The sequence below is a fragment of the Rhizobacter sp. P1_G5 genome (genome assembly GCF_056405435.1).
The window spans coordinates 1-9,821 of sequence record NZ_JBFUCB010000183.1 but is presented as its reverse complement, the minus strand read 5'-3'; the positions used below and the strand labels follow the sequence as shown (position 1 = coordinate 9,821).

The 9,821-nt window shown below is 69.4% G+C and carries 9 protein-coding genes and 1 pseudogene; 3 read left to right on the top strand and 7 right to left on the bottom strand.

Annotated features, from left to right (window positions below):
• Positions 1-308 precede the first annotated feature (308 nt).
• The gene (locus AC1D12_RS14635; RefSeq protein WP_477825706.1) at positions 309-1,016 is read left to right on the top strand and encodes a glutathione S-transferase N-terminal domain-containing protein; all 708 of its coding nucleotides are present in this window, start codon (positions 309-311) and stop codon (positions 1,014-1,016) included.
• A 125-nt stretch (positions 1,017-1,141) separates the two neighbouring features.
• A complete protein-coding gene (locus tag AC1D12_RS14630; protein WP_047509380.1) occupies positions 1,142-1,315 on the top strand; it encodes a hypothetical protein in 174 nt (57 codons plus the stop codon).
• Here AC1D12_RS14630 and AC1D12_RS14625 read toward each other — a convergent pair whose 3' ends face one another.
• The 7 genes from AC1D12_RS14625 to prpC form a co-directional block, all read right to left on the bottom strand.
• Complete coding sequence (locus AC1D12_RS14625; RefSeq protein WP_047509378.1) at positions 1,316-1,576, bottom strand: DUF3297 family protein; 261 nt, start codon at positions 1,574-1,576, stop codon at positions 1,316-1,318.
• 88 nt (positions 1,577-1,664) lie between these two features.
• Positions 1,665-2,120, bottom strand: a complete 456-nt coding sequence (locus AC1D12_RS14620) for a hypothetical protein (RefSeq protein ID WP_477841144.1) — start codon at positions 2,118-2,120, stop codon at positions 1,665-1,667.
• Positions 2,121-2,357: 237 nt separating this feature from the next.
• Positions 2,358-3,029, bottom strand: coding sequence for a response regulator transcription factor (locus AC1D12_RS14615; RefSeq protein ID WP_052212835.1), 672 nt, complete (start codon positions 3,027-3,029; stop codon positions 2,358-2,360).
• A gap of 223 nt (positions 3,030-3,252) precedes the next feature.
• Positions 3,253-4,116 (bottom strand): isocitrate lyase/PEP mutase family protein, encoded by an 864-nt coding sequence (locus AC1D12_RS14610; protein WP_477825708.1) that lies wholly within the window; start codon positions 4,114-4,116, stop codon positions 3,253-3,255.
• Between the two features lie 14 nt (positions 4,117-4,130).
• Positions 4,131-5,327 carry a 2-methylaconitate cis-trans isomerase PrpF gene (prpF, locus tag AC1D12_RS14605; RefSeq protein ID WP_477841142.1) on the bottom strand — a complete coding sequence of 399 codons (1,197 nt, stop codon included), beginning with the start codon at positions 5,325-5,327 and terminating at the stop codon, positions 4,131-4,133.
• 19 nt (positions 5,328-5,346) lie between these two features.
• Positions 5,347-7,989, bottom strand: a complete 2,643-nt coding sequence (gene acnD, locus AC1D12_RS14600; protein ID WP_477841140.1) for a Fe/S-dependent 2-methylisocitrate dehydratase AcnD — start codon at positions 7,987-7,989, stop codon at positions 5,347-5,349.
• A gap of 15 nt (positions 7,990-8,004) precedes the next feature.
• The gene (gene prpC, locus AC1D12_RS14595) at positions 8,005-9,162 is read right to left on the bottom strand and encodes a bifunctional 2-methylcitrate synthase/citrate synthase (protein WP_477841138.1); all 1,158 of its coding nucleotides are present in this window, start codon (positions 9,160-9,162) and stop codon (positions 8,005-8,007) included.
• A gap of 225 nt (positions 9,163-9,387) precedes the next feature.
• Here prpC and AC1D12_RS14590 point away from each other — a divergent pair.
• Positions 9,388-9,821 (top strand): annotated as a pseudogene (locus AC1D12_RS14590) (YlqF/YawG family GTPase); the annotation flags it as partial.

The following is a 9,821-nucleotide window of genomic DNA, read 5'->3' as shown; positions in this document are numbered from 1 at the left end:
AGCGGGACCTTGCCGTCCAGCGTCGCGAACGGGGCGGGATCGTCGTCGCTGCCGCCGCAGGCAGTCAGCGCGGCGCCGGCAAGCAGCGTCAGGGCGAGGAGGCGGGCACGGGTGGGTCGAACAGCGGTGTGATGCATGGCGTCTCTTGGGTTCTTCGTGAAAAGTCTTCGGAACGATCAGCCGGCGATGTTCGACGGGCCGGGTGACAGCGCTGTGACCGACCATAGTTCACCTACCGCCGCATGAAAAGCCGGACCGGGGCAGAATCGCCGGCTTCCCCCCACCTGCCCACTGCGAACCCACCCGCCATGTCCGACCTGTCCGCCTTCCCGATCACCACCAAATGGCCCGCGCAGCACCCCGAGCTGCTCCAGCTCTATTCGCTGCCGACGCCCAATGGCGTGAAGGTGTCGATCATGCTGGAGGAGACCGGGCTGCCGTACGAGCCGCACCTGGTGCGCTTCGACACCAACGACCAGCTGTCGCCCGAGTTCCTGTCGCTGAACCCGAACAACAAGATCCCGGCGATCCTGGACCCGAACGGCCCCGACGGCAAGCCGCTCGCGCTGTTCGAATCGGGCGCGATCCTCGTCTACCTGGCGAGCAAGACCGGGCAGCTGATGCCCACCGACACCGCCGGCCGCTTCGAGACGCTGCAGTGGGTGATGTTCCAGATGGGCGGCATCGGCCCGATGTTCGGCCAGCTCGGCTTCTTCCACAAGTTCGCCGGCCGCGAGTACGAGGACAAGCGCCCGCGCGACCGCTACGTGGCCGAATCGAAGCGGCTGCTGAAGGTCGTCGACGAACGCCTGACGGGCCGCGACTGGATCCTGGGTGACGCGTACTCGATCGCCGACATCGCGATCTTCCCGTGGGTCAACAACCTGTTCGGCTTCTACGAGGCGGGCGAACTGGTCGGCATGGCCGACTTCCCGAACGTCGCGCGCGTGCTGGCGGCATTCAAGGCGCGGCCGGCGGTGCAGCGCGGGCTGGCGATTCCGAAGCGGCCCGCGTGAAACAGCGGACCTGATCCGGTAGGAGGGGGACTACGCGCAGCGGCGCCCTCTTCCGATCGGCAGCGCTTGCGCCGGTGACTAGAGTGGCTCGATCCGGGCCACCCGTGCCCGCAAGGAGCATCACCATGTCGTTCGCGCTCTATATGGTCGGCCTCGTGCTGCTGGTCGGCGGCGTTGCCTGGGGCCTCGTGACGGCCGGCCTCGCGCCGGTGTACGTCGGCATCGCCTGCCTGATCGTGCTGGGCATCGGCATCATGATGGCGGTGTCGCGCACCCGCACCAAGGACCCGTCGAGTTGATCAACGGTAGAACGACTCGACCTGGCCCTTCAGCTTGATCAGCAGCGGCTGGCCCTTGCGGTCGACCGAGCGGCCGGCGGGCACGCGGATCCAGCCTTCGCTGATGCAGTATTCCTCGACGTCGCCGCGCTCCTTGCCGTTGAAGCGGATGCCGATCTCGTGCTCGAAGATCGCGGCGACGTGGAACGGGCTGCGCGGGTCGACCGACAGGCGGTCGGGCAAGGCAGGTCGCTCAGTGGGGACGGAAGAGGCCTCGGTCATGGGCAGGTGTCCTGATCGGAATGAAGAGAGGTCGCCATTCTGCGACACCCGCCGCCCTCCATCGAGAACCTGCCCGGCCGTCAGCCGATCACGCGCACCGGGTGGTCACCGTGTGGGTGTGCCCTGACGAGTTCGACGACTCGACCGTGACCGCCACGCCGTCCTTCAACTGGCGCAGGTTCGCGACCGTCAATCGCACCGTGTGCGTGTGCCCGGACGAGCCCTGGATGTCGTACGTCTTGTCGACCGTGGAATCGAGGTCGGCGACCGGCACGTTCAGCACGTGACCGTGGTTGCCGACGATCGTGTCCGTGCAAGCCGTCGGCGCGGCCGGAGCAGGAGCAGGAGCAGGAGCAGGAGCAGGTGCCGGAGCGGGAGCGGGTGCCGGCGCAGGCGGTGTGGGCGCCGACGATGCGGGCGGGCTGCCGTTGTCGCTGCTGCCTTCGCACGCCGCGAGGCTCGCGGCGGCGACCGACGACAGGGCCACCGTCAGCAGGCGCCTGCGGTGCAGGAGGTCGGCGGGCATCGATGCTTGCTGGGTCATGGGTTCTCCTCGAAAGCGCGGATGGTCCACACAATCACCGCGCGCGCCCAGCAGCTTTTCGCTTCGTTTCGAGATCGACACTCCTCTCCCACGGAGGACCGGATGCGACGACACATCCCGTCACGCGTTGCCCGGCGCCCTGTGGATGGGAGCACTTTGGAGACCTTGCGCAGCGGATTGCCATCGGCCGCACCGAGGGCGACCTGTGCATCTTTCCGATGGATCGCCGTCCGCGGATCAGGCGCGCAGCCGGTACCCCGACGCGTAGATCGATTCGATGTGCAGCGGCGTGCCCTGCTGCTTCGACACGAGCACGCATTTCTGCCTCAGCTTGTACAGGTGCTGCTCGATGGATCGCTTGTTGACGGCATCGGTGTTGCCGAACAGCGCGGCCGACAGCATCTCCGTCGTCGTGAGCCGGCCGTGGTGCTCGAACAGCACCTGCGCCAGGCTGCACTCGCGCGCCGTCAGGCGCACGCGGTGGCCGGGCGAGGCCAGCACCGACTGCGCGGTGTCGAGCCAGTAGGCACCGGCCCGCAGCTCGGGCGCCGGCGAGGCCAGCGCCCGCACGCGCGCCAGCACGCGCTGCACCAGGCCGGTCGCGCCTTCGGCCTCGGTGGCGTAGTCGTCGGCGCCACGCATCAGGGCCTGGGCGATGGAGTAGGTGTCACCGGCACCGACCGCGACGATCGGCGCGCGCGATGCAGCGCGCGTGCGCAGCACGTCGAACCAGTCACGGCTCAGCGCGGTGTCGGCCTGCACCAGGATCGCGTCGAACTCCGTGTCCCGCCACGCCTGCAGCAGCGATTCGGTGTCGCTGAACTGCTCGACATCGATGGCGCGGGAGGCGAAGGCATCCGTCGCGCGAAGGCTCTCCGCGCGTTGGGCCCACAGTGCGGCAATCCTCATAGGTCGGTTCGGCTTTTCGGGGAGGTCCGTGAGTTCGGCGTCGACACGCCGGCGGCGCATCTGAAGGCAGCGCAGGTTGCGTGCCCACCCTTCGGACGCGTTGATTGCGCTGGAACCGTTATCAGAATCACGAAAATCTCCGCCGATATCTGACAAATCGCGTCACCTGCGGGACAGTCAGGCTGGATATCGGCCAAAAATTGACCGAATCATGACGAAGCCGCTACGGCGCGTAGCGCCGCTCCAGTTCATCCCAGCGCGGCTTGTCGACCAGCCGCTGCCGTTCCGCGAACCGCACGACCAGCGCCGGATCCTCGTCGACGCGGCCGGCCTGCTGCAGCGCACCCAGCACGCGCTGCATGCCGGCCACGGCGCCCTGCAGCGCGGCATTGGCATACAGCACGAAGCCGTAGCCCAGGCCCTTCAACTCGTCGGCACCGACGATCGGCGTCTTGCCGCCGATCACCATGTTGACCAGCTGCGGCGCCGCCAGGCGCCGCGGCAGCGCGCGCACCTCGTCGGCCGTCGTCACCGCCTCGACGAACAGGATGTCGGCACCCGCTTCCGCGAAGCGCTGCGCGCGCTCGACCGCCGCATCGAAGCCCTGCGTGGCCGCGGCATCGGTGCGCGCCATGATCAGCAGGTCCGGGTCGCGCCGCGCGTCGACCGCCGCCTTGATCTTGCCGACCGCCTCGTCGAGCGGGATCACGTCCTTGCCCGAGAAATGGCCGCAGCGCTTGGGCGCCACCTGGTCTTCGAGCTGGATGCAGTCGGCGCCGGCCCGTTCCAGCACGCGCACCGTGTGGTACACGTTCAGCGCGTTGCCGAAGCCGGTGTCGGCATCGACGATCAGCGGCAGTTCCACCGCATCGCGGATGCGCGCGGTGTGGTCGGCGATCTCGGCCAGGCCCATGAAGCCCTGGTCGGGCATGCCGAACCACATGTTGGTGACGCCGGCACCGGTGACGTAGATCGCCTCGAAGCCGGCATCGGCGATGACCTTGGCGGACATCGCGTTGAACGCGCCGGGAACGATCACGCCGCGGCGGGCGGCGGCGAGGGCCTTGAGGGTTTGACGGGTCGACATGAGCTTGCTCTCGTTCAGAAACTGTCGCCGGGCACGCGCACCCAGCCTTCCATCAGCACACGGGCGCTGCGGCTCATCAACGCCTTCGTGACGGTCCACTGGCCGCCGATCTGCTGCGCCTCGGCGCCCACGCGCAAGCTGCCCGACGGGTGCCCGAAGCGCACCGCACTGTGCACGCCACCACCGGCCGCCAGGTTCACCAGCGTGCCGGGGATGGCGGCCGCCGTGCCAATCGCGACCGCCGCCGTGCCCATCATCGCGTGGTGCAGCTTGCCCATCGACAGCGCACGCACCAGCAGGTCGATGTCGGCGGCGCRCACCGGCTTGCCGCTGGAGGCGACGTAGTCGGCCGGCGGCGCGACGAAGGCGATCTTCGGCGTGTGCTGGCGCGTCGACGCCTCGGCCACGTCGCGGATCAATCCCATCTTCACCGCCCCCCAGGCCCGGATCGCCTCGAAGCGCGCCAGCGCCTGCGCATCGCCATTGATCGCGTCCTGCAGCTCGGTGCCGGTGCAGCCGATGTCGCGGGCGTTGACGAAGATCGTCGGGATGCCGGCGTTGATCAGCGTCGCGTCGAGCGTGCCGATGCCGGGCACCTCCAGCGCGTCGACGAGCCGCCCGGTCGGGAACATCGCGCCACCGCCGCCTTCGTCCGGCCCCTCGGCAGCCGGGTCGAGGAACTCGAGCTGCACCTCGGCCGCCGGGAAGGTGACGCCGTCGAGCTCGAAGTCGCCGGTCTCCTGCACCTGCCCGCTCACCACCGGCACGTGCGCGACGATGGTCTTGCCGATGTTGGCCTGCCAGATGCGCACGGTGCACACGCCGTTCGCCGGCACGCGCTGCGCCGGCACCAGGCCCTGCGCGATCGAGAACGGGCCGACGGCTGCCGACAGGTTGCCGCAGTTGCCGCTCCAGTCGATGAAGTCCTGGTCGATCGAGACCTGGCYGAACAGGTAGTCCACGTCGTGGCCGGGCCGCGCCGACGGCGACAGGATCACGACCTTCGAGGTCGACGAGGTCGCGCCGCCCATGCCGTCGGTCTGCTTGCCGTAGGGATCGGGGCTGCCGATCACGCGGCGCAGCAGCCGGTCGCGCGCCTCGCCCGGCACCTGTGCGGAAGCGGGCAGGTCCTGCAGGCGGAAGAACACGCCCTTGCTGGTGCCGCCGCGCAGGTAGGTGGCGGGGATGCGGATCTGGGGGACTGCGGTCATGGTGCGGGCCTTCGATACCTCAGGCTGAGCGGGTGGTTTGTGTTCCTGTCTGTCCCGCAAGAAAATCCTGCGCAAACCGCTGCAGCACCCCGCCGGCCTCGTAGATCGACACCTCTTCGGCCGTATCGAGCCGGCAGGTGACCGGCACATCGACGATCCCGCCATTGCGGCGCCGCACGCGCAGCCCCAGCGCTGCGCCGGGGGTGCGTTCGCCCTGCACCTCATACGTCTCGGTGCCATCGAGCCCGAGCGTCAGCCGCGAGGTGCCGGGCGGGAACTCCAGCGGCAGCACGCCCATGCCGATCAGGTTGGTGCGGTGGATGCGCTCGAAGCCTTCGGCCACCACCACCTCGACACCGGCCAGGCGCACGCCCTTGGCCGCCCAGTCGCGCGAGCTGCCCTGGCCGTAGTCGGCCCCGGCGATGATGATCAGCGGCTGCCGGCGTTCGAGGTAGGCCTCGATCGCCTCCCACATGCGCACCACGCGGCCCTCCGGCTCGAGACGCGCGAGCGAGCCGGTGCGCACGCTGCCATCGTCGGTACGCACCATCTCGTTTTTCAGCGTCGGGTTCGCGAAAGTGGCGCGCATCGCGGTCAGGTGGTCGCCGCGGTGCGTCGCGTAGGAGTTGAAATCCTCCTCCGGCAGGCCCATCCGCGCCAGGTACTCGCCGGCCGCCGAATCCGCCCCGATCGCGTTCGACGGCGACAGGTGGTCGGTCGTGATGTTGTCCGGCAGGATCGCCAGCGGCCGCAGGCCGGTCAGCGTGCGCGGGTTCGCGGCCAGCGCGCCCATGCCTTCGCGGTCCCAGTACGGCGGGCGGCGGATGTAGGTCGATTGCGGCCGCCAGTCGTACTGCGGACTCACGCGCTCGCGGCTCTCGGCCGCGATGGCGAACATCGGCTCGTAGACCTGCCGGAACATCGCCGGCTGCACCGACGACTGCACCAGCGCATCGATCTCGGCATCGTCGGGCCACAGGTCCTGCAGCCGGATCTCGCGGCCGTTCACCACCGCGAGCACGTCGCGCTCGATGTCGAAGCGGATCGTGCCGGCGATCGCATACGCCACCACCAGCGGCGGCGAGGCCAGGAAGGCCTGCTTCGCATGCGGATGGATGCGGCCGTCGAAGTTGCGGTTGCCCGACAGCACGGCCGTGGTGTACAGGTCGCGCTCGAGGATCTCGTGCTGGATCGCCGGGGCCAGCGCGCCGCTCATGCCGTTGCAGGTGGTGCACGCGAACCCGACGATGCCGAAGCCCAGCGCCTCCAGTTCGGGCAGCAGGCCGGCCTGCTTCAGGTACAGCTCCACCGTCTTCGAGCCCGGCGCGAGCGAGGTCTTCACCCACGGCTTGCGCACGAGGCCCAGCCGGTTCGCGTTGCGCGCCAGCAGCCCGGCGGCGATCACGTTGCGCGGGTTGCTGGTGTTGGTGCAGCTGGTGATGGCCGCGATGACCACCGCGCCATCGGGCATCAGGCCCTGCGCCTCTTGCGCACGGGCCTGGTCCAGGTTGGCCGCGATGCCGCGCTCGGCCAGCGCGCTGGTGGGCAGCCGGCGGTGCGGGTTCGACGGGCCGGCCATGTTGCGCACGACGCTCGACAGGTCGAAGCGCAGCATGCGTTCGTAGCGGGCGTCCGCCAGCGTGTCGGCCCAGAAGCCCGCCGTCTTCGCGTACGTCTCGACCAGCTTCACCTGCCCGGCCTCGCGGCCGGTCAGCCGCAGGTAGTCGAGCGTCTGGCCGTCGATGAAGAACAGCGCCGCGGTGGCGCCGTATTCGGGGCACATGTTCGAGATGGTCGCGCGGTCGCCGATCGTCAGGCCCTGCGTGCCGTCGCCGAAGAACTCCAGGTAGGCGCCGACCACCTTCTGCTGGCGCAGGAACTCGGTGAGCGCCAGCACGATGTCGGTGGCAGTGATGCCGGGCCGGCGCCAGCCGGCCAGCTCGACGCCGACGATGTCGGGCAGGCGCATCCACGACGCGCGGCCGAGCATCACGTTCTCGGCCTCCAGCCCGCCGACGCCCACCGCGATGACGCCCAGCGCATCGACGTGCGGCGTGTGGCTGTCGGTGCCGACGCAGGTGTCGGGGTAGGCCAGGCCGTCCTGCACCCAGACCACCGGCGACATCTTCTCCAGGTTGACCTGGTGCATGATCCCGTTGCCCGGCGGGATCACCTCGACGTTGCGGAAGGCCCGCTTCGTCCAGTCGATGAAGTGGAAACGGTCTTCGTTGCGGCGGTCTTCGATCGCGCGGTTCTTCGCGAAGGCCTGCGGGTCGTCGCCGCCGCACTCCACCGCGAGCGAGTGGTCCACGATCAACTGCACCGGCACGACGGGGTTCACCGCGGCCGGATCGCCGCCCTGCGCCGCGATGGCATCGCGCAGCCCGGCCAGGTCGACCAGCGCGGTCTGGCCGAGGATGTCGTGGCAGACCACGCGCACCGGGTACCACGGGAAGTCGCGGTCGCGCCGGCGATCGATGAGCTGCAGCAGGCAGTCGTCGAGGATGGCCGGATCGCAGCGGCGCACCAGGTTCTCGGCATGCACGCGCGCGGTGTACGGCAGGCCGGCCCAGGCGCCGGCGCGCAATGCGTCGACGGCGGCACGGGCATCGATGTAGTCCAGCGCGGTGCCGGGCAGGCGCTTGCGGAAGGGGGAACTCATGCGCGGTGGTCTTGCTCAGCTGCGCTCGGCGATCGGCACGAAGGCACGGTCTTCGGGGCCGGTGTAGTTCGCGCTCGGCCGGATGATCTTGTTGTCCAGCCGCTGCTCGATCACGTGGGCGGCCCAGCCGCTGGTGCGCGAGATCACGAACAGCGGCGTGAACATCGCCGTCGGCACGCCCATCAGGTGGTAACTCACGGCACTGAACCAGTCGAGGTTGGGGAACATCTTCTTCGCATCCCACATCACCCGCTCCAGCCGCTCGGCGATGTCGAACATCTTCGTGGTGCCGGCTTCGGCCGAGAGCTGCCGGGCCACGCGCTTGATGACCACGTTGCGCGGGTCGCTGACAGTGTAGACCGGGTGGCCGAAGCCGATCACGAGCTCGCGCGCCTCGACGCGGCGGCGGATGTCGGCCTCGGCCTCGTCGGGCGTGTCATAGCGGTGCTGGATCTCGAACGCGGCCTCGTTGGCGCCGCCGTGCTTCGGGCCGCGCAGCGCGCCGATCGCGCCGGCCACCGCCGAATGCATGTCGCTGCCGGTGCCGGCGATCACGCGCGCGGCGAAGGTCGACGCGTTGAACTCGTGCTCGGCGTACAGGTTCAGCGAGGTGTGCATCGCCCGCACCCACGCGGCCGGCGGGCGCTCGCCATGCAGCAGGTGCAGGAAGTGGCTGCCGATCGAGTCGTCGTCGGTCTCCACCTCGATGCGCCGGCCCTGCGTGGCCCAGTGGTACCAATAGAGCAGCATCGAGCCGAGCGAGGCCAGCAGGCGGTCGGCGATGTCGCGCGCACCGGGCAGGCCGTGGTCGTCCTTCTCGGGCAGCGCACAGCCGAGCGCCGAGACGGCGGTGCGCATCACGTCCATCGGGTGGGCCGCGGCCGGCACGGTCTCGAGCGCGGCCTTCACGGCGGCCGGCAGCCCGCGCAGCGCCTTCAACCGGGCCTTGTACGCGCGCAGCTCGGCGGCGCCCGGCAGCCTGCCGTGCACCAGCAGGTGGGCGACCTCCTCGAATTCGCAGACCTCGGCGAGGTCGAGGATGTCGTAGCCGCGGTAGTGCAGGTCGTTGCCGCTGCGGCCGACGGTGCACAGCGCGGTGTTGCCGGCGGTGACACCGGACAGCGCGACGGACTTCTTCGGCTTGAAGCCGGCGGTGATCGTGGGAGTGCTCATGCTCGCAATCTTCGCAACGCCACTCGCCGGGGACAACACTGAAGTGGCGAAGTCTTGCGAAGCCGGCGCTGCCATCCCGCGATGTTTGCGAACAGGGCTTCATGGAATCCAGGCGTCGGCCAGTTCCTGGTGGCGCCTTTCAGAATCGAAGCCTGCCCCCCCCCGCCGGTTCGAGATGCCGACCTTTCATGATGGATAAATTGTCGCCTGCCGGAGATCGACCAGGCGCTGCCGGGCCCCCGTTGCCTGGGGCTGGACGCCAGCACCACGGCGCCGGCGCGTGCGCTGATACCGGCGTGCCGGGCGCTTGCCCCGCATCGCGGCGGCATGGTCAAGCCGGTGCGGGTGTTGATTTGCGGTATTCCCAACGTGGGCAAGTCGACGCTGGTCAACACGCTCAACGGCCAGCGCACRGCCAAGACGGGCGACGAGCCGGGCATCACCAAGCTGGAGCAGAAGATCCTGCTGGCCACCGACTTCTTCCTGTTCGACACACCGGGCATGCTGTGGCCGCGAATCCTCACCGAGCAGAGTGGGTACAACCTGGCGGCGAGCGGCGGCATCGGCCGCAATGCGTACGACGAGGAAGAGGTAACGATGGCGCTGCTGGCTCGCGTGCGCCATCGCTACGCGGACCGACTGGTGGCGCGCTACAAGCT

Coding starts and splice junctions, on each gene's coding strand:
- acnD (WP_477841140.1), bottom strand. CDS start 7,989: ATGAGTTCCCCCTTCCGCAAGCGCCTGCCCGGCACCGCGCTGGACTAC.
- AC1D12_RS14615 (WP_052212835.1), bottom strand. CDS start 3,029: ATGAGGATTGCCGCACTGTGGGCCCAACGCGCGGAGAGCCTTCGCGCG.
- AC1D12_RS14610 (WP_477825708.1), bottom strand. CDS start 4,116: ATGTCGACCCGTCAAACCCTCAAGGCCCTCGCCGCCGCCCGCCGCGGC.
- AC1D12_RS14625 (WP_047509378.1), bottom strand. CDS start 1,576: ATGACCGAGGCCTCTTCCGTCCCCACTGAGCGACCTGCCTTGCCCGAC.
- AC1D12_RS14620 (WP_477841144.1), bottom strand. CDS start 2,120: ATGACCCAGCAAGCATCGATGCCCGCCGACCTCCTGCACCGCAGGCGC.
- AC1D12_RS14630 (WP_047509380.1), top strand. CDS start 1,142: ATGTCGTTCGCGCTCTATATGGTCGGCCTCGTGCTGCTGGTCGGCGGC.
- prpC (WP_477841138.1), bottom strand. CDS start 9,162: ATGAGCACTCCCACGATCACCGCCGGCTTCAAGCCGAAGAAGTCCGTC.
- AC1D12_RS14635 (WP_477825706.1), top strand. CDS start 309: ATGTCCGACCTGTCCGCCTTCCCGATCACCACCAAATGGCCCGCGCAG.